Origin of the sequence: Streptomyces sp. NPDC052036 (assembly GCF_040680495.1) — a bacterium.
GTDB lineage: Bacteria > Actinomycetota > Actinomycetes > Streptomycetales > Streptomycetaceae > Streptomyces.
In genome coordinates, this window is the sequence record NZ_JBFAWW010000013.1 from 14,922 (window position 1) to 33,684 (window position 18,763).

General features: G+C 71.4%; 16 protein-coding genes. 5 read left to right on the top strand and 11 right to left on the bottom strand.

Features of this window, described 5'->3' with window-relative positions; genetic code table 11:
- Positions 1-9 precede the first annotated feature (9 nt).
- Positions 10-408 carry a 6-carboxytetrahydropterin synthase gene (locus AB0L95_RS19365; RefSeq protein WP_365162886.1) on the bottom strand — a complete coding sequence of 133 codons (399 nt, stop codon included), beginning with the start codon at positions 406-408 and terminating at the stop codon, positions 10-12.
- Positions 409-594: 186 nt separating this feature from the next.
- Positions 595-1,575 carry an NAD(P)-binding protein gene (locus tag AB0L95_RS19370; RefSeq protein ID WP_365162887.1) on the bottom strand — a complete coding sequence of 327 codons (981 nt, stop codon included), beginning with the start codon at positions 1,573-1,575 and terminating at the stop codon, positions 595-597.
- 109 nt (positions 1,576-1,684) lie between these two features.
- Between AB0L95_RS19370 and AB0L95_RS19375 the strand changes: the two genes are divergently transcribed.
- Together AB0L95_RS19375 and AB0L95_RS19380 are read left to right on the top strand one after the other, a co-directional pair.
- Positions 1,685-2,473, top strand: a complete 789-nt coding sequence (locus AB0L95_RS19375; protein ID WP_365162888.1) for a CDP-alcohol phosphatidyltransferase family protein — start codon at positions 1,685-1,687, stop codon at positions 2,471-2,473.
- A 184-nt stretch (positions 2,474-2,657) separates the two neighbouring features.
- The gene (locus AB0L95_RS19380; RefSeq protein ID WP_365162889.1) at positions 2,658-3,167 is read left to right on the top strand and encodes a hypothetical protein; all 510 of its coding nucleotides are present in this window, start codon (positions 2,658-2,660) and stop codon (positions 3,165-3,167) included.
- Positions 3,168-3,222: 55 nt separating this feature from the next.
- Here AB0L95_RS19380 and AB0L95_RS19385 read toward each other — a convergent pair whose 3' ends face one another.
- Both AB0L95_RS19385 and AB0L95_RS19390 read right to left on the bottom strand, forming a co-directional pair.
- Positions 3,223-3,678, bottom strand: coding sequence for an RpiB/LacA/LacB family sugar-phosphate isomerase (locus tag AB0L95_RS19385; RefSeq protein WP_365162890.1), 456 nt, complete (start codon positions 3,676-3,678; stop codon positions 3,223-3,225).
- A 300-nt stretch (positions 3,679-3,978) separates the two neighbouring features.
- Positions 3,979-4,542 carry an NAD(P)H-dependent oxidoreductase gene (locus AB0L95_RS19390; protein WP_355911080.1) on the bottom strand — a complete coding sequence of 188 codons (564 nt, stop codon included), beginning with the start codon at positions 4,540-4,542 and terminating at the stop codon, positions 3,979-3,981.
- A gap of 116 nt (positions 4,543-4,658) precedes the next feature.
- Between AB0L95_RS19390 and AB0L95_RS19395 the strand changes: the two genes are divergently transcribed.
- Positions 4,659-5,150 carry a MarR family transcriptional regulator gene (locus AB0L95_RS19395; RefSeq protein WP_365162891.1) on the top strand — a complete coding sequence of 164 codons (492 nt, stop codon included), beginning with the start codon at positions 4,659-4,661 and terminating at the stop codon, positions 5,148-5,150.
- Positions 5,151-5,247: 97 nt separating this feature from the next.
- Here the strand turns inward: AB0L95_RS19395 and AB0L95_RS19400 are convergent, their stop codons facing one another.
- Positions 5,248-9,414, bottom strand: a complete 4,167-nt coding sequence (locus AB0L95_RS19400; RefSeq protein WP_365162892.1) for a hypothetical protein — start codon at positions 9,412-9,414, stop codon at positions 5,248-5,250.
- Positions 9,415-9,888: 474 nt separating this feature from the next.
- Between AB0L95_RS19400 and AB0L95_RS19405 the strand changes: the two genes are divergently transcribed.
- On the top strand, positions 9,889-10,884 hold the full coding sequence (locus tag AB0L95_RS19405; protein ID WP_365162893.1) for a helix-turn-helix domain-containing protein: 996 nt from the start codon (positions 9,889-9,891) through the stop codon (positions 10,882-10,884).
- Positions 10,885-10,960: 76 nt separating this feature from the next.
- Here the strand turns inward: AB0L95_RS19405 and AB0L95_RS19410 are convergent, their stop codons facing one another.
- The 3 genes from AB0L95_RS19410 to AB0L95_RS19420 form a co-directional block, all read right to left on the bottom strand.
- Entirely contained in the window at positions 10,961-11,686 is a 726-nt protein-coding gene (locus AB0L95_RS19410) for a DUF305 domain-containing protein (protein WP_365162894.1), read from the bottom strand.
- A 127-nt stretch (positions 11,687-11,813) separates the two neighbouring features.
- Positions 11,814-12,245, bottom strand: coding sequence for a DUF6153 family protein (locus AB0L95_RS19415; RefSeq protein ID WP_365162895.1), 432 nt, complete (start codon positions 12,243-12,245; stop codon positions 11,814-11,816).
- A gap of 167 nt (positions 12,246-12,412) precedes the next feature.
- Positions 12,413-13,864 carry an MFS transporter gene (locus AB0L95_RS19420; protein WP_365162896.1) on the bottom strand — a complete coding sequence of 484 codons (1,452 nt, stop codon included), beginning with the start codon at positions 13,862-13,864 and terminating at the stop codon, positions 12,413-12,415.
- Positions 13,865-14,295: 431 nt separating this feature from the next.
- Between AB0L95_RS19420 and AB0L95_RS19425 the strand changes: the two genes are divergently transcribed.
- Positions 14,296-14,877: a helix-turn-helix domain-containing protein gene (locus AB0L95_RS19425; RefSeq protein ID WP_365162897.1), complete on the top strand. Its 582-nt coding sequence runs from the start codon at positions 14,296-14,298 to the stop codon at positions 14,875-14,877.
- Between the two features lie 110 nt (positions 14,878-14,987).
- Here AB0L95_RS19425 and AB0L95_RS19430 read toward each other — a convergent pair whose 3' ends face one another.
- From AB0L95_RS19430 to AB0L95_RS19440, 3 genes are all read right to left on the bottom strand, one after another.
- Positions 14,988-15,806, bottom strand: a complete 819-nt coding sequence (locus tag AB0L95_RS19430; protein WP_365162898.1) for a TIGR03943 family protein — start codon at positions 15,804-15,806, stop codon at positions 14,988-14,990.
- On the bottom strand, positions 15,803-16,816 hold the full coding sequence (locus AB0L95_RS19435) for a permease (protein WP_365162899.1): 1,014 nt from the start codon (positions 16,814-16,816) through the stop codon (positions 15,803-15,805). The genes AB0L95_RS19430 and AB0L95_RS19435 overlap by 4 nt, the downstream gene beginning before the upstream one ends.
- Before the next feature lie 109 nt (positions 16,817-16,925).
- The gene (locus tag AB0L95_RS19440) at positions 16,926-18,683 is read right to left on the bottom strand and encodes a phosphatidylglycerol lysyltransferase domain-containing protein (protein ID WP_365163134.1); all 1,758 of its coding nucleotides are present in this window, start codon (positions 18,681-18,683) and stop codon (positions 16,926-16,928) included.
- Positions 18,684-18,763 lie beyond the last annotated feature (80 nt).

Here is an 18,763-nt window from a genome sequence, read left to right on the forward strand (position 1 = left end):
TCGTGTCCGTCACAGGGCACGCTCGTAACTCGCCCAGGCGATGTGCGACTCGTGCAGCGTGACGGTGAGGGCGGCGATGCCCCGGGCGTTCTCGCCCAGCGCTCCCTTGTGGATCCGCTCGGCGAGACGGTCCGCGATCACCTTGGCCAGGAACTCCGTCGAGGTGTTGGTGTGCGCGAAGTCGGGCTCGTTGTCGAGGTTGCGATAGTTGAGCTCGCTCACCACAGCGCCCAGCTCCTGCGTGGCCAGTCCGATGTCGACGACGATGTTGTCGTCGTCCAGCTCGGCGCGGCGGAACGTTGCGTCCACGAGGAACGTCGCCCCGTGCAGGCGCTGCGCGGGTCCGAAGACCTCGCCACGGAAGCTGTGGGCGATCATCAGGTGATCGCGGACGGTGATGCTGAACAACGGACGACCCTCCAGGTGCGGTGCGTCTGGCCCCCTGTCGGGGCATGTTGTGTAGTACGGCCGGCTCCGGCGCGTTGTTCAGCTGCCCGTTCTCCTTGTTGCAAGGTTTTCTGCGAATTCCCAGAGGGTTTCCCAGGAGTCCGGACAACTCGGGCTGCGGGGCCGGGACTCGGCGGTGCGGACGGCTCAGCCGACGGGGTAGCGGATGCGGTGGCACAGCCCCTTGAGATCGCCGTGCGCGAGGCGCGGCAGCACGTCGGGGAGCTCGTCGAAGGCGGACTCGCCGGTGACGAGCGCGTCGAAGGCGGGGTCGGCGAGCAGCCGCAGGGCGAGGGCCATCCGGTCGCCGTAGGTGCGTCCGGAGCGGGCGCGCGGCGAGACGGTGCCGACCTGGCTGCTGCGCAGGGTGAGACGGCGCGAGTGGAACGCCTCGCCGAGCGGCAGGGTCACCCGCCGGTCGCCGTACCAACTGAGTTCGACGACGGTGCCCTCCGGGGCGAGCAGTTCCAGGGACCGTACGAGACCCTGCTCGGTCGCGCTGGCGTGGACGACGAGATCGCACTCCCCGAGCGCGTCCTCGGGCAGCGCGAAGTCCACCCCGAGCGCGCGGGCGGTCTCGGCGCGGGCGGGATCGGCGTCCACGAGCTGGACGCGGACCCCGGGATGGCGCACGAGGAGGGCGGCGACGGAGCAGCCGACCATGCCGCCGCCGACCACGGCGATCCGGTCCCCGACGAGGGGACCGGCGTCCCAGACGGCGTTGACGGCGGTCTCCACGGTGCCGGCGAGGACGGCCCGGTGGGCGGGCACGGCGTCCGGTACGACGGTGACGGCCGAGGCCGGGACCACATACCGGCTCTGGTGCGGATACAGGCAGAAGACGGTACGTCCGACCAGGTCACCGGGCCCGTACTCCACCTGTCCGACGCTCAGATAGCCATACTTCACGGGGGCCGGGAAGTCGCCCTCCTGGAAGGGAGCACGCATGGCGGCATGCTGGCTCTCCGGCACACCGCCGCGGAAGACGAGGGTCTCGGTGCCGCGGCTGACGCCCGAGTACAGCGCGCGCACGAGCACATCGCCGTCACCGGGCTCCGGAAGCTCGACGTCGCGCACCTCCCCGTGGCCCGGCGAACGCAGCCAGAAGGCCCGAGCTGTGAGATCCATATGCGTCCTCCTGAACGATCGGCCGACTCTTCACGTACCGCAACTACGAGAAGTCGCGCACAACGTACGCGGCGAAGATCGAATCTGTCACTTGGCCGGAGGGTGAGCGGTGGCCCTGAACCACATGTACGACGCGAGGCTGTTGCAGCAGGAGACGACCGTAGGGGCGGGCGTGCAGGTGCTGCTGCTGACCTTGCTGGGCACGGCGATCGGGATGGGCCCGGCCGGTTGGCTGACGGGCCTCGCGTTCGCACTCGCCACCTGGGCCGTCCTCACCCGCGCCGTGCTCCGCTCCCGGCTGCGCTCCTTCGGTCCGGCCAACCGGGTGACGCTCGGCCGAGCCACGCTGGTCGGCGGTGTCACGGCGCTGGTGGCGGACTCCTTCGAGAGCTCACCACCGGTGACGGTGCTCGTGGCACTGACCGCGGTGGCGCTGATCCTGGACGGCGTGGACGGCAAGGTGGCCCGCCGCACCGGCACGTCGACCGCGCTGGGCGCGCGCTTCGACATGGAGGTCGACGCGTTCCTGATCCTGGTGCTGAGCGTCTATGTGTCGATGTCGCTGGGCCCGTGGGTGCTGCTGATCGGCGGGATGCGGTACGTGTTCGTGGCGGCGGCCCGGGTGCTGCCGTGGCTGAACGGCGAGCTGCCGCCGAGCATGGCGCGCAAGACGGTGGCGGCCCTGCAGGGCGTCGCGCTGCTGGTGGCCGGGTCGGGGTATCTGCCGTACGTCGCGACGGCGGGGATCGTCGCGGGTGCGCTGGCGTCCCTGATGTGGTCGTTCGGGCGGGATGTGCTGTGGTTGTGGAGCGTTCGGGACCGGGGCCAGGACCGGCCGGGCGCGGGGGCGGACGACGCCATGCTGCAGCCGGTGCCGGAGCTGGTGGCGGGCGGCTGAGCGCCCAGGCGGGGCCGATGTGTGGGCCGACGCCCGGTGCGGCGGCGCGCCCGGCCGCGCGCGAGGGGACGCGGAATGCGCTGGATGCCCCCTCACGCCCCCGTTGCGGAAGTTCACCCGAAGTGCGTGTGCGGGCAGTGATGCGGAGGTAGTCACCGAGCCGTTCACGAGAGGAACGACCGCCATGAACCGACACCTGGCCCGCCCCGCCGGACTCGCCGCCTCCGCCGTCCTGCTGGCCGGCGGACTGCTCGCGGCCACCGCGCCCTCCGTCACGGCAGCACCCGCGAAGTACACCCAGGCGGCCGCCGCTCAGCAGTTACGGCAGGCGGGCATCCGCTGGACCTCGTCGGGCGGATGCAGCGACCGGAACAACTCCCGGTGCACGTCCTTCGAGCAGATCAACCGGACCACCGTCGCCGGCGTGATCGCCTTCAAGCGGGCGAGCGGATGCGCGGTGACCATCACCGGCGGCACGGAGCAGGGCCATGCCTCCGGCACCTACAGCCACCGGAACGGGTACAAGGTCGACATCCATGTGACGTCGTGTGTGGACACCTACGTCACCACCAAGTTCCACTACGTCGGCCCGCGGCCCGGCGACCGCGCGAGGCAGTACAAGTCACCCGCGGGGAACGTCTACGCCCGTGAGGGCTCGCACTGGGACGTGACCTACCTCAACGGCGACCGCTGACCGGGACGGTGGCGGGAGCCGACCACCGTCGCCCCGCCACCGCCGCACCGGTCCGCTACGGCGTCGGCCTGCCGCCGTCGAGCCGTCCGATCCGGGCCACGTTCTCCCGGTCGTCGGCGTCCCCGCTCGCCTCGGCCGCGAACCAGGCGTCGAGGATCTCCTTGAGCAGCGGCTCGGACGTCAGCCGCAGGCCGAGCGCCAGCACATTGGCGTCGTTCCAACGGCGCGCCCCGTCGGCCGTGTAGGCGTCGGTGCACAGTGCCGCCCGTACGCCCGGCACCTTGTTCGCGGCGATCGAGGCCCCGGTGCCGGTCCAGCAGCACACGACGGCCTGGTCCGCCGTCCCGTCGGCGACCTCTCGGGCCGCCGCCTCCGAGCACGCCGCCCACTGGGCGTCGTCACCGGGTCGCAGGGCACCGTGGACCAGCACCTCGTGGCCGCGACCGCGCAGTTCCCCGACGAGGCTGCGGGCGACCGGTTCGTCCATGTCCGAGGAGACGGAGATCCGCATACCCCGGAGACTACCGCGCTCGCCGTCGACGGTCCGCCGCCCCGGCGGGCCGCTCAGGGGCCGTCATGTCGCGCGCCAGGGGCGCGACATCGGTGCCGGACAGCTCGATGCGGGCCATCAGGGACGGATGCGGGCGACGGCTCGCAGGTTCACGTCGGCGGCCGAGAGCGGCATCCAGCCGGTGCGGCCCTCCCTGATCGCGAAGTGGCCGAGTCCGACCTGATCGAAGGTGTCCTGGGCCCGCGGACAGCGAGCCGCAGTGCCCGGACCGGCGTCCGGGCACCGCTCGGGGCGTGGAGGTCAGTTCTTCGTGCGCAGCTGCGCGAGAGCGTCGCTCCAGGCGACGACCTGGTCGATCGTCGCGGTGAGCGCGTCGAGCTGCGCCTCGATGGGCTTGAAGACGCTGAAGTTCTCGAAGTCGGTGAACAGGGACAGCGCCACCTGGGACCGCACATCGGCCATGTGCAGCTCACCGGCGATCAGGCGCAGATGCTCCACGGCGCGGGTGCCTCCGGTCGAGCCGTAGGCCACGAACCCGACCGCCTTGTGGTTCCACTCGGCGTAGAGGTAGTCGATGGCGTTCTTCAGGGCGCCGGGCACCGAGCGGTTGTACTCGGGCGTGACGATGATGAAGCCGTCGAAGGAGGCGATCTTCTCGGACCAGGCCTTGGTGTGCGGCTGCGTGTACTGCCCGAGCGACGGCGGGTAGGGCTCGTCCAGCAGCGGAAGGTTATGGTCCGCCAGATCGACGAGTTCGAACTCCGCGTCGGTGCGCCGGCTCGCGTTCTCCAGCACCCAGCGGGCGACGGCCTCTCCGTTCCTGCCGGGGCGCGTACTTCCGAGAATGATGCCGATCTTGGTCATGGTCTTTCCCCTGCGCTTCCTGAATCCGAACATTCGCTTGCTCCGTCAAGTAAATACTTGCGTGAGCAAGTAGATGCGCGGGATCCTTGACTTGTCAAGCAGCTACAATCGGCGCCATGCCGTCTGCCGAGCGCTCCCCCTCGCCCCTCACGCCCCTCAGTGCGACCGAGGAAGGGTTCGTGCGTGCGCTGGGCCGGGTGATGATGTTGCTGCCGCGGGCGGTGGACGCCGACATGCTCCGCGACGCGCGGTTGCCGCTGTCCGAGTACACGGCCCTCATGCACCTCTCCGAAGCCCCGGGCGGTCATCTGCGCATGAGCGAACTCGCCACCGTCTGCAATCTGTCGCTCAGCGGGATGACCCGGGTGGTGAACCGCCTGGAGAAGCAGGGTTTCGTCCAGCGCGCAAAGTGCGACGAGGACGGACGCGGCTGGAACGCCGTCCTGACCGACGAGGGACTCGCGGGCCTGGAGAAGGCCTGGCCGACCCACCTGGCCAGCGTGCGTCGGCATGTCCTGGACCATCTCGACCCCCAGGACCTCACCCGGCTCACCGACGCCCTGCAGCACATCGTCCCGGGAGCCGGCTCGGGCGGCCCGGGCGCCTGAACGATCCGGCGGTCCGCGGGTCGGAACGCCTGGCCGACGTGACGGTCCGCGGGCGCCGTGGCGCCCGCGGACCGGGGTGGTCGAGCAGCGGATCGGATCAGTAGGAGAACTGCTGGATCTGGCTGCCGTCGCCTGCGTACGTCCAGCCGGTCCGGGTCGCCGGGTCGAGCTGGACCACGCGCTCGCGATGGTTGTCGAGCCGGCCGTTCCAGGAGCCGAGCTGCGGATACTCGACGCCGGTCACGGTGCCCACCGTCCGGCCCGTCCTCAGGTCGGCGACGACGATGCGGCCGGTGGCGTTGTTGTCGGTGAAGCCGTACTGCTGGAAGCCGCCCGTCGGCTTCAGGTCCGGCACGCGGAAGGCGAACAGCGCCAGTTGGTGCACGCCGTCGACGGCGAGGGCCAGGGGCGCCTGCTGCATTCCGAGATTCACCGGGTCCCCGCTGGGCAACTGGGCGAAGTACCCGGTGCCGGGGAAGTTGACGCTGAAGGAGTGGTACCAGGTTTCGTAGAGGTTGCCCTTCTGGTCGGAGGCAAGGTCCCCGGCGCAAGAGGTTCCGCTCTGGCTGTGGGTGACCGTTCCGCTGCCCAGATCGACCGAGGCCACGGTGCCGGAGCCGACCGAGGCCAGGCAGTTGATGGTGCCCCCGGTCTTCTGCGCAGTGAAGACGCCGGTCGACTCGTCCACGTCCAGCAGGCCGTACGTGGAGCGGCCGTCCGGGGTGGGTTCGAGCTGGAGAGGTGCACCCAGAGCGCCGGTTGCCGTGTCCACGGGGAGCACGAAGCCCGCACGGTCACCCGAACGGGAGGCGAGCACCGCCGCACGGTGGCGCTCGGCGTCCACGCGCCCGCCCGTCACGACGTATTGGTCGTCGACCCGGACCGGGCTGCCGACCGCGTTGCCGGTGCTTGTGTCGTAGGTCTCGAGCCACTGCTCGCCGGTGGTGGTCTGCTTGTGCAGGACCAGGGCGTGGTGGGCGGAGTCGACGCCGAACACCTCGTAGATGGAGCCGTACGCCGGATCGCTCGTCAGCTTGCGCCCGTAGATACCGGTGGCGGCGTCGTAGTCGTACACCGAGCCTTCATCGGTGGGGCTTTCGACCGCCGCGACGGACGTGCCGCCCGGGACGATCGCGAAGTCGGTCAGGTTGGTGCCGTCGGGAGCCAGTCCGTCGTCGTACGCCAGCAGCGACGTCGGCGAAGCCTGCCCCACCGGCTTGCCGTGCCCGTCGACGGCGAACACCCGCAGGTCGTAGGCGTCCGACGAGGGCAGCTTGAGCGCGCGGGCGTCGAGTTCCACCGTGCCCCGTGTGCCCTTCAGCGAACGGTCGAGCATGGCCGGGCTGTCCACCCCGTTGCGGTCGCGGGCGGTGCCGTTCTGGTTGCTGACCAGGTTGTACGAGTTGTACATGTTCGGTCCGGGCGCGGAGAACTCCAGCAGGGTGCCGGTGGCGCCCTTGACCCGCGACACGTCGTAGCGCACCGAGAACCGCGGTGCGGCCCGGTCGATCTCCAGCAGGTGACCGAACGCGCCGGATGCCTCCTTCGCGGCCAGGGTCGGCGCCGCCGGGCGTTGCGAGGGGTCACCGCCGTCGACCCGGATCGAGGCGAACTCGCCGTACGCCGGGCCGCCCTTGGCGCCGCCTGTGGGGTTCTGGAGCACACCGATCCCGTAGATGCCGCCGCCGGCGGAGAAGGCGCGGGCCGGAACGGTGACCGTGCCGCGAAGTCCCGTCAGCGGGGCGGTGTAGGAGGCGGAGAAGATGGGCGCCAGCCCGGGGTTCCAGTGGCCGACTCCCGACACGACCAGCTGGGGCGAGCTGACCCTCCGCACTCCCGTGAGGTCGTAGCTCACCCGCACGGAGTGCCCCGCCTTGACCACGGACCGGACCACCGGGGCGAGTGCCTCGGCGTAGCCCCCGTCAGTGGGACCGAACGTCAGCTCGTGGGTGGTCGAGGCCAGCACCTCGTGGCCGCGGTGCACCTCGAAGGTGAGTGAGACCTGACGGTCCGTCGTGGCGACGACCGGCAGTCCGGCCGCCGTCAGCATCTGTGCGGGGGTCAGCCGGATCGCCGGCACGTCGGAGGTGAATTCGTGATGCCCGATGCGCAGTGCGTAGCTGACGCCGTGCCGGTCGGGCAGGCCGGTCACGTCGGCGCCGATGGTCACCGGCCCCACCAGGCCCTCCCCGGTGGCGGCTGAGCCCGTCCCCGGTCCGGCCAGATCGATGCGTCCGGGGTCGGTGGCCTCCAGGTACGAGGCACCGAGCCCGCCCGTGGTCTGGCGGTGCGCCACCGAGAGCCGGACGATCCGGGGCGTGCCCGGGCCGGCCTGGCTGCCGTGCGCCTTGGCCAGCACCGCCTGCACGGCGGCGGTCACATCGAGCTGCGGGCCCACGTGCAGCGGCTGGTCGATCTGCGGCGGCGTGGGCACGGCCCGGCCGGTGCGCTCCAGCAGCGTACGGACGTCGGCGGGCGACGGGTGCTGCCCGGTCAGCCGGGAGGTCTGCAGCACGACCGCGGCGGCGGCCGCGATCTCGGGCGCCGACGCCGACGTGCCTCCGTTGAGGACCTCCGTCACCGACTGCGCGGTCTGGCCCTGGTGCTCGAAGGCCGGGATGCCGTCACTGGGCGCCGAGACGTCCACGCGCGTACCGAATCCCGAGGAGAAGATCCCGGAACCGTTGAGCCTGGTGGTCGCCCAGGTCCCGTTGGCCGACGCGGCTCCGCCGTTCTGCGGCGGCACCGACAGCGTGTCGTCGGTCGTGGTACCGCCCGCGGCGATCGCGCCGGAGTCCAGCACCTTGCTGGGCGTGGTCGAGAGCTGGTCGTCGTCGATCCGGGTGGTGTCGGCCGCCTCACGCGTCACGTCGGTCGCGGTGCTGCCGCCGTCGGGCCCGACGGCCGCGTTGGTGTACAGCCTGGTGCCGTCGTTCGACGAGACCACGACGGTGATGCCGTACTGCTGCACGATCGACGCGATCACGGCCTGCTGGACCGGGTCGTCCTCCAGATAGCGGCCGGGGAGCCCCGCGGCGTCGGTGCCGTAACCGAGGCTGGCGGTGATCACGTCGGGGCGCGGCTGCTGCCGGGCCGCGGCCAGCAGCGCCACCGCGATCTGGCTGAACGTCGGCTGCTGCGGGACGACGAGCCGGTAGTTCGCGCCCGGGGCGATGCCCAGCAGGTCGGAGTTGCCGCTGCCCTGCATGCCCGGACGCTGCAGGTCGTGCGGAAGCGGCGCCATCACGGAGAAGTCCAGCAGCACCTCGCCCAGCGCGGGGTCCTCCCCCTGGGCCGAGCCCATCGGGTCGAGTGCCCCGGTCGCGTCCGCGGTGTAGGTGGGGATCAAGGGCATCGTGGGGATGTCCAGGTACCGCCGGCCGTTCTGGACGACGGTCGTCGGCCCTGTCGAGCCCAGGTTCGGCGTCGACGCGTCGGTGAGGTCGCCGACCGAGACATTGGTGATGGTCTCACCGGTGCCGGGCAGCTGGTGGAACTTCTGCTTCAGCACGCTGTAGGCGCCCGTCGCGTTCACGCCGCCCGCGTTGAGAAAGCTCTGCAGCGAGGTGCCGAGAGCCGCGTTGCCGGGCACACCGTCGGAGCCCGTGGCAGCGCTGTCCTCCCTCTTCGCCGACGAGCCTGACTTCCCCGCCGCGGCGCCCACCGAGGAGGGCAACGGCACGGAGCCGGTGTTCATGGGGGAGACGGTCTGGTCGGGCTCGGCGTAGACGACACCGGGTGTGGCGGCGAGCGTCCGGGCAGCGGCCGAGGCGTCACCGCCGGCGAGCTGGACGACCTGGACCTTGGACAGGTCGATCGCCCCGGAGCCCAGCTTCAGCTGGGCGGCCGAGTGCAACTGCCGGGCCTGGGCGGCCGAGAGTCCCGGCATCAGGGGCCGCATGGAGACCGCCCGGGCCCTGTGGAGCGCCGCGTTGACCGTGGTGTTCGAGGTCAGCGGGGTACGGGCCTGCAGATTGCGCTGCTTGCCCGACGACTTGCCGGTCACCTGGGTGGCCGAGCCGAGTACCACGAGAACCTGGTGAGGGCTGTTCTTCGTCGACTGCGCGGGCGTGGGCTTCAGGAACGAACGCCACGGACCGAGCGCCGAGGATCCGGGTGTGGTGGGCAGCGCGGCCCCCGCAGACGTGCCTTTCGCACCGGAATCGGGCGTAGGGGTCTGCCTTCCGGTGGCCGTCGCGTCCTGCACGGGTGCGCCGAACAAGAGGGCCGCGCTGGCTATGGTGGCGAGGCCGCGAGCGATCACTCGTCTCCGCCTTGTCATAGGAACTCCACTTCCTGCCAAAGGACTCGGGGACAGCACAGAGCAGGCGCCGGCCCCCCGAACAGCGCCAACGGTGTGGGGAATCTGTCAATCCGTAAAAGCCGGCACAAGACGAGGAGAGTGGCGGAGTTCCGCCAACTGGCCAGAACTCGCCAGCGAATCGGCGAGATCGCACGGTATTTAACGCGCCCTTTATTGACGCCGAAACAGAGGCCCCTACGACGCGCCCGCAGTTCGCCGCGGTCAGCGGACCGAGAGCCGGCGGACGGCGGCGGGGACGGCTCGTGGCGCGGAACCAGTTGCCCGCCCCACCGTGCGACGCCGCCACGGGGACCCGCCGGAGGGCACCTCCTCAGCGGAAGGGAAGATCTCGATCACGACTCGGGTTGCACAGGGCTACTGAAGTGGCCGGCTTCCGCCGGCCGGCGGAAGCCGCCATGGAAACGGTGAGAACGCATGGCATTCAACGTGCTGGGGCTGACGGACGAGACAGAGCGTGTGTACGCCGTGCTGGTCGGCCTGCCGCGGGCCACCGCCCGCGAAGTGGCGGACGCCTGCGGCTCGTCCTCCCCGGCCGTGGCACGGCTGCTGGCCGCGCTGGTCAAGGACGGCCTCGCGACACGGGCGACCGGGCGGCCGCCCCGGTTCACCGCGGTGGCGCCCGACGTCGCGGTCACCGCCCTCATCCGCCGACAGGAGGAGCAACTGGACGAGGCCCGGCTGCTGATGCACCGGTTGACGGACGCTCACCGCGAGGCGTCCCGGATCAGCCACCCCGACATGCCGGTCGAACTGCTCACCGACCGCGCCGACATCAGCGCCGCGGTACGGCGGTTGACCGCCGAGGCGTGCCGCGAAGTACGGATCCTCGACCGGCCCCCCTACGTCGACCGCCCGGGCAGCAACCTCGAAGGACAGCTCCAGCGGCAGCGCGCGGGAGTGGCGCACCGGGTGGTCTACGACCGCGCGGCGGTGGCCTGGCCGGGCCGCCTGCACAACGACATCCTGCCCAGCGTCCGGGCCGGCGAACAGGCGCGGGTCCGGGCCGAGTTGCCGCTCAAGCTCGTCATCTGCGACAGCCAGGACGCTGTCATCCCCTTCAGTCTCGCGCCGGGAGGATTGTCCGCCGCCTACCTGGTGCACACCTCACCGATGCTGGCGGCCCTGGAGTCCCTCTTCGAGGCCGAGTGGGAGCGAGCCCTTCCGCTGCACGTGACGGGCCAGGCGCCGCACGCCGGCACCACGGAGGAACCTGCGTCCGACGGACCCGACGTGGAGACCCGCCACCTGCTCACGCTGCTCGCCGCCGGGCTCACGGACGCCGCCATCGCCCGGGCCCAGGGCTGGAGCGAGCGCACCACACAGAGACGCATTCAGCGCCTGATGGCCGAGCTGGGTGCCCCCACACGCTTCCAGGCCGGCCTCCTCGCGGCCCGCCGCGGCTGGCTGTGAAAGCGGACGCGCGGCCGGCCCAGCGCGGCGGCCGGAAAGGTTCACCGGCTCGCGGCGTACCTTTCCGGCCACGGCACTAGCGTCGGCCGAGCATCCTGTTCATCTCGGTGATCTCGGCCGACTGCGAGGTGACGATCGACTGCGCCATCGCCCTGGCCGGACCATGGGCACCCTTGGCCTGTTCGGTCCTGGCCATCGCGAGGGCGCCTTGGTGGTGACCGACCATCATCTTCAGAAACGCCGTGTCGAAGGCGTCACCGGACAGCTTCGCCAGCTTGTCCAGGTCCGCGTCCGACATCATGCCGGGCATCGACGAGCCGGCGTGGTCCATGCCCGGCATGCCACCCTCCATGGCGGACGCGACACCGGACGGGACCTTCTCGCCCCAGGCCCTCAGCCAGCCCGACATGGTCTCGATCTCGGGATCCTGTGCCTTCTCGATCTTCGCGGCCAGGTTCTTCACCTGCTGGGACTTCGCCCGCGAGGAGGCCAGGCCGGCCATGGTCACGGCCTGCCGGTGGTGCGGGATCATCTCCTGCGCGAACGTCACGTCGTACGCGTTGTGGCCGCCCTGTGCCGCGGGAGCGGAGGCCGACGGGTCGGCGGAGGACATCGACCCCGTACCGGATCCCATGTCGTGACCGGAGTGCCCCGACGAGGAGGAGGCGGAGGAGGAGGGCGAGGCGGAATCGCCAGTGCCGCCACAGGCGGCGAGCATGATCGCGGCGGTCGCGGCCGCGGCCAGCGCGGCGGTCCGGCGGACGAGCGGGGTCCGGCGGACGAGGGAACGACGAGTTGCCATGGGAGGTACAGCTCCTTGAAAGTGCCCGCGCTCGTGCGCATGCGGATGCGCGTGCGCGCGGGAAGGTACGGATCATGAGACGGACCCGAACACGCCACCCCGGGCTGAGGGTGTCGTGCGGGTGCCTCTAGATCCGCAGAAGCTGTAGCTCGGACAGATCGGGCGGAGCCCGCCCGTCGATCGCTCCCGCGAGACGGTGGCCGTGCGCGACGGAGGCGGGATCGATGGGGGCGACGGGCGCGGGCGGCAGTGCGGGGGGTACGTAGGAAGCGGCCGTACCTCCGGCCGCGCAGGTTCCGTCGGCGTGGTCCATGACCATGCCGCCTTGTCCCGTGCCCGAGAGCATGCGGCACGATCCGGCGTCTGAGGCGTGCGCGGCGGTGCTCTCGGCGTGGTGCGCTGCGACGCCCGGCCCGGTCACCATGACGTGTGCGCCCGCCGACGGGATCCCCGACGGCGAGAGCGCGTGCATGGCCAGCACCCCGGCCACCACCGTCAGTACCAGCAGCATCCAGCGCGCACGACGCACCGCGAGGCGGATGCGCGGGCCGGATGTCATGGGCTCATCCTAGGGACACTCCGTGCCTGATCCGCGCGGCGGGGTTCCCTTTGCGCCACACGGCCGCCGGCCTCGGTCACCGCGACCGGGCCCGGCGCTCGACTCGAACCGGACCGCCGCCGCCCCACAGGGCAGGCGGCGGTCAGAGCCGTCATCCGTGGCGGACGTCAGCCGCGCGCACTCGGCACGGCGGCCTCCGCCCCGGTGCGGGCCGGCTCGTCGGACGCGCGCGGCACACCGGTGACCCGGGTGGCGTGCCGGACGGGGACGAGCAGCGCGGCCAGGGCGGCGGCGAGGCAGAGCAGGGCGAGCAGGCCGAAGCCGTGGGTGTATCCGGAGGCGTAGGGCAGACCCGAGGGCTGGAGGTGACCGGTCACCAGGACGCTGGTGACGGCCGCGCCTATGGAACCGCCGATCGTCCGGATGTTGGCGTTCATACCGGTCGCGGCGCCGGTCTGCTCGGCCGGCACACTGCCGACGATCAGGTTCGCCATCGAGGCGAAGGCCAGTCCGATACCGAAGCCGAACACGCCCGCCACCAAGGCCACCTGCCACTGCTGGTCGTGCCAGAAGGTCAGGATGCCGCAAGCGACCGCGTCCAGGGCGGCACCGGCCGTGAGCAGGGCCTTGGCCCCGAGCACCGGCTCCAGGCGACCGCTCAGCATGCCTGAGAGGAACATGGCGAGCAGCATGGGCAGCATGAGCAGCCCGGACGCGGTGACGGACGCGCCGAAGCCGTATCCGGCGACGGCGGGCGTCTGCACGAAGCCCGGCAGGAAGGACCAGATCGAGTACATGCCCGCGCCGAACAGCAGTGCGGCGGTGTTGGTGGTCCACACGGCGGGCAGCCGCATGACGCGCAGGTCGATCAGCGGGCTGCGGGAGCGCGCCTCGGAGGTCAGCCACAGCGCGAAGAGCACCACCGCGGCGACGAACAAGCCGATCACCCGGGCCGATCCCCAACCCCACTGGCTCGCCTGGCTGAGCGGCAGCAACAGGGCCACCAACCATGCCGAAAGCAGTACGGCGCCGGCCCAGTTGAGGCGCCCCTCGGACCGGCGCGGCGACTCGGGCACATAGCGCAGGGCGATCAGGGTGGTCGCGGCGACGACGGCGACCGGGATCCAGAACAGCCAGCGGTAGTCGAGCGCGGACACGATGGGGCCCGCCGCCACCATGCCGACGCCACCGCCGGCGGCGATCACGGCGGACAGGTTGCTGATGCTTCCGCTGACCTCGGACGGGGCGAACTCGTCGCGGATGATGCCGAAGGACAGCGGGAAGAGGGCGCCGCCCGCGCCCTGGATCACCCGGGCGACGATCAGGGTGCCGATGCCCGGCGCGAGCGCGGCGAGCAGACATCCGGCCAGCACGGTCAGCAGCACGGCGACGAGTGTGCGCTTCCTGCCGACAAGGTCGCCGATCCGGCCGAGGATCGGGGTGAACACCGAGGCGGACAGCAGATACGCCGTCATCACCCAGGTGGCGGTGGACTGCGAGGTGTGCAGCGCGTGCTGAACGGTCGGCAGGGCCGGCGCGATCAGCGACTGCAACATGGAGAACACGCCCGCACCGGTCGCCAGGACGGCGAAGGTGAGACGGGTGGACTTCCGTGGCATCAAAAAGCCTCTCCGGACAGGGCGGGGCCCAGGTCGTCGGGTCGGGTCGTACAGGGGTGTACGCGGGTGTTCTGGGTCGTACGAGGCAGCACCGATTCGTACGGGGTCGCACATGGGTGTTCTGGGGTGTGCAGGGTCGTACGGGGTCGCGCAGGGTCTACGAGCTCGGTCGCGTCGCGGGCGGCGCACAGTACGCCGACAGCCACGAGGAACGGTCGCGAGCGGATGGGGCGGCCGGACGGCGCGGTGCGCGCACGCCCGGCGTCGGGTCAGAGGGGGATCGAGAGGTGTCGAGCGGTATGGGGCGTCGGCGACGCGTGTGGCCGCACGCGTCCAGGCCGAACGCACCCCGACTGCTAAAGTGGAGGTAGACCTCCACTGTAACGGAGGCTACCCTCCGCTTCAACCCGGTTCCGTCCAGGGAGGCAGCAGTGACGGCTCAGCCGTTCCCCGTCAGCGAGATCGTGGCGGCCCAGCGGCCGCACCGGAAGGACGCCGCCCGTAACTACGACGCCCTGATCGCGGCAGCACGCGAGGCGTTCGCGGAGAACGGCGCGGAGGCGTCCCTGGAGGACATCGCCCGCCGCGCCGGCGTCGGCATCGGCACGCTCTACCGCAACTTCCCCACCCGCCGTCACCTCTTCGAGAGCGTGTACGCGGGCGAGGTGAACGACCTGTGCCGGGTGGCCAAGGAGGTGGCGGACCGCGAGCCGTGGGAGGCTCTCACCTCGTGGTTGCGCCGGTTCGTGGACTACACGGTGACCAAGCGCGCCATCCGCGAGGCGATGGACGACGAGTCGGACATCTTCCTCGCCTGCCGCGAGTCCATGTACCAGGCGGGCGGCCCCTTGTTCGAGCGGGCCCAGAAGGCGGGCGAGGCCCGGACGGACATGGGCTTCGACGACCTGCTCCGGATGGTCGCCGGGATCACCGCGACGAACTTCCTCGACGACGCCCAGCGGGACCTGGTCCTGACGGTGGCGCTGGACGGGGTGCGGACCCGCACCGTCTGAACCGGCCGACCGCGGCCGGCCTCAGCCGGCCTCAGCCGGCCTTCGTGGAAGTGTTCACCGGCGATCGGCGCGCCCGGGTCCTGCCACGGGCGCGCCGTCGGCCGGAGGTGTCACTGGTTCCAGCTCTCGTCGTAGGGGTCCTTGGGCGTCGGGACCGGCTTGGCCTCCTCGACGTCGAGGAACGGGATGCGGCCGCCGTTGACGGGGTCCTTCGTCCGCCGGGCGCTGTAGGTGCCGGTGACCTGGAGCCAGGAGTCGGGTTGCAGGACGGGCGGCAGCTTGCCGGACAGTCCGACCTTGACCGGCTGGGCGTCGGCGGCACAGCAGTTGAGGGCCATGCGGACGAGATACGGGGTGCCCCCGTGGTCGAGCGCGACGAACCCGGTGATCTCCACCTTGCGGTTGCCGAGGGAGTGTCCGTGGCCGTACGCCGCGCGGCCCGCGTAGTCCACCAGGCTGAGCGGGACCGGGTCGCCGGACGGCAGGGCCGGGTAGGCCAGCGGCGGCTGCAGGGCCGTACCGGCGCGCAGGGCACTGTAGGAGCCGAGCGCGGGCGGGGCGACCAGGATCAGGGCGAACAGCGGCAGCAGAAGCAGCCAGGAGATCCGCGGTTCGCGGTGGCTGTGACCGTCATCGTCACCATGGCCGCCGTCGTGAGCGTGGACGTGGCCGTCGTCTTGACCGTGACCGTGCCCGTCACCGCGGGCCGTGTGCGCCTCTCCCTCGCTCTTCCGCTGCCGGGCCGCGCGGTACCGGCGCAGGTCGTACCAGACGGTCGCGAGCGCCGCCATGATCAGCACGGCTCCGGCGGCGAGCAGCAGCGGCTGGAGCCCGGCCTTGACATAGCGCAGATACAACGAGGTCGTGCCGGCGTGCAGCATCGCCCCGCCGACCAGGAACATCACGGCTGCTTGTGCCTGCCGGTTCACAGCAGCACCGTCCCGGCCACGACCGACACCAGGATCGCCATCACGAGCGTGGTGGGCGCGAACCGCAGGGCGAAGGAACGCCCGAACGTGCCCGCCTGCATCGCGAACAACTTGAGGTCGATCATCGGCCCGACCACGAGGAACGCCAGCCGGGCGGTCAGCGAGAACTGGGACAGCGACGCCGCCACGAACGCGTCCGCCTCGGAACAGATCGACAGCAGCACCGCCAGGACCGAGAGCGCGAGGATCGCCACCTCCGGGTTGGCCGCCGCCGTACGCAGCCAGCTGGCCGGTGCCACGGCCTTGAGGGTCGCCGCGGCCATGGCGCCCACGACCAGGAACCCGCCCGCGTGCATCACGTCATGCCGTACGGACCCCCAGAACGCGGCACCCTTGCTGTGCCCCTCGTAGGACGCGCGGGCCGGCGGCTTCAGCCAGTCGGTGCGGCCCAGCCGCTGCCACAGCCAGCCCATCGCGCACGCCACCAGCAGGCTCGCCGCGAACCGGGCGAGGACCATCTCGGGGTTGCGGGGAAACGCGACGGCCGTGGCGGTCAGCACGATCGGATTGATCGCGGGAGCCGAGAGCAGGAAGGCCAGCGCCGCCGCGGGCGTGACACCCCGGCGCACCAGCGCCCCCGCGACCGGTACGGAGGCGCATTCGCATCCGGGCAGCACCGCCCCCGCCACGCCCGCGACCGGCACCGCGAGGGCGGGCCGCTTCGGCAGGGCACGGGCGAAGAACGACGGCGGGACGAACACCGCGAGGGCGGCGGACAGCAGCACACCGAGCACGAGGAAGGGCAGGGCCTGGACGACCACCGCGAGGAACACGGTCATCCAGCTCTGCATCACGGGCGCGCCCAGCGCCCGCCGGATGGGGCCCTGCCCGACGACCAGCAGGAGCACCAGCAGGACCAGGCCGTGGGAGGAGTTGAACTGCCAGCCCTGCGAAGGCTCCTCGTCATGGCCCCGGTCGACCGGGGCCGGGGGTGCTTTGACGATCGTCACGGGCGGGGTACCTCCGAAAGGAGCGGGCGGCGCGGGAGGGGCTCGGCCCCTCTACTGAGGTACGTCGTCCCGCCCGCCCCGTCTCACCCGGGGTCCGGAACTTTGCCGCTCAATGACCCTTGTCATGGCCCTTGTCGTACGCGAGCGGGGGCTGCCTCTGTCCCCCGGCCGGGACGTGCCGCCGCCGGAAGAGGGACGGCAGGCTCGGCGGGGTCAGGAATCCCTCGGCGCGGGCGCTGGCGATACCGATGCGCGGGATGTCGCTGCTCTTCTCGAACAGCAGGAAGCGCGGCTCCCACACGGGCCGGTACTTGGCGTTGGCGCGGTAGAGGGACTCGATCTGCCACCAGCGGGAGAAGAAGGTCAGCACGGAGCGCCACAGCCGCAGAACGGGTCCGGCGCCGAGGCGGGAGCCACGTTCGAAGACGGCGCGGAACATGGCGAAGTTCAGCGACACCCGCTTGATGCCGAGATCGGGCGCGCGCAGCAGCAGCTCGATCACCATGAACTCCATCAGGCCGTTCTCACAGCCGCGGTCGCGCCGCATCAGGTCCAGGGACAGACCGTGCTCTCCCCAGGGCACAAAGCTGAGCAGGGCCCGGGGCTCGCCCAGGTCGTCACGGCACTCCAGCATCACGCAGTTCGTGTCGGCCGGATCGCCGAGGCGGCCCAGGGCCATGGAGAAGCCGCGCTCGGAGCCGCCGTCGCGCCACCGGTCGGCCTTCTCGATCAGGCTCGCCATGTCGGACTCGGGGATGTCGCCGTGACGACGGATGTGCACGGTGTAGCCGGACCGGCGGACACGGTTGTGCGCCTGCCGTACGACGCGCATCGCGCGCCCTTCGAGGCTGAAGTCGGCGACCTCGACGATCGCCTCGTCGCCCAGTTCGAGAGCGTCGAGACCGTGCCGGGCGTAGATCGTTCCGGCTTCCTCGCTCGCGCCCATGACGGCGGGCGTCCAGGCGTGCCGCCGCGCCTCCTCCAGCCATGCGTCGATGGCGCCGGGCCATGCCTCGGGGTCGCCGATCGGGTCACCGGAGGCCAGGGTGACACCGCTGAGCACCCGGTAGGTGATGGCCGCCTTGCCGCTCGGGGACCAGATCACGGCCTTGTCGCGGCGCAGCGCGAAGTAGCCGAGGGAGTCGCGCTCACCGTGCTTGGCGAGCAGGGCGCGCAGGCGCTGTTCGTCCGCCTCGCCGAGGAGTTCCCGGCCGCGGGGTGCGCGGAAGCAGGCGTACAGAACGAGCAGGAAGGTGGCCGCGATCAGGCCGTTGATGGTGATGTCCACCCAGCGCGGGGCGTCCACGGCGTCGATACGGTCCGCGAGCGGGCCCACGCTGACGCCGCGCAGCAGCGTGTACGCGATCTGGTCGGTCAGGGAGGCCCCGGCCAGCTTGTTGGTGCCGTCCACCAGCAGGGTGCCGATGCCGCCGCTGACCAGGATGCCGCAGGCGCCCACGACCAGGGCGAGCCGGGGGTTGGCGCGGTCGCCCACGGCCTGGAACTCCCTGCGGCCGATCAGCAGCGCGGCCACGAACAGGCCGGTGAGCAGGGCGGAGACCCAGTTGAAGACATGGCGGCGGTAGTCGTCCTGGGTGAGGGCGAGCACGTAGAGCGCGAAGAGCGGACCGGCCAGCAGCATGTTGAAGATCCATGCGGCCCGCTTGCGGCGCCTCATCACCACCGCGAGGAACAGGGCGAGGGCCGCCGAGACCAGACCGGCGGTGGCCAGGTAGGGGGTGAAGAACTCACCGACGTTGTGCTCCTGGACCTCCTCGCGGAAGGGCAGCGAGACGACCGCCGCGATGTTCAGCATCGCCTGCAGCCGCAGGTACCAGACCGTGGCGGCAGCTGCTCCCGGGCGCAGGCGTGCGAGGAGCGACGATCGCTCCTCCGGCGCGCCCTGCGGATGCCGGACGCGCTGCTGGGGGATCACTGCTTGTTCCT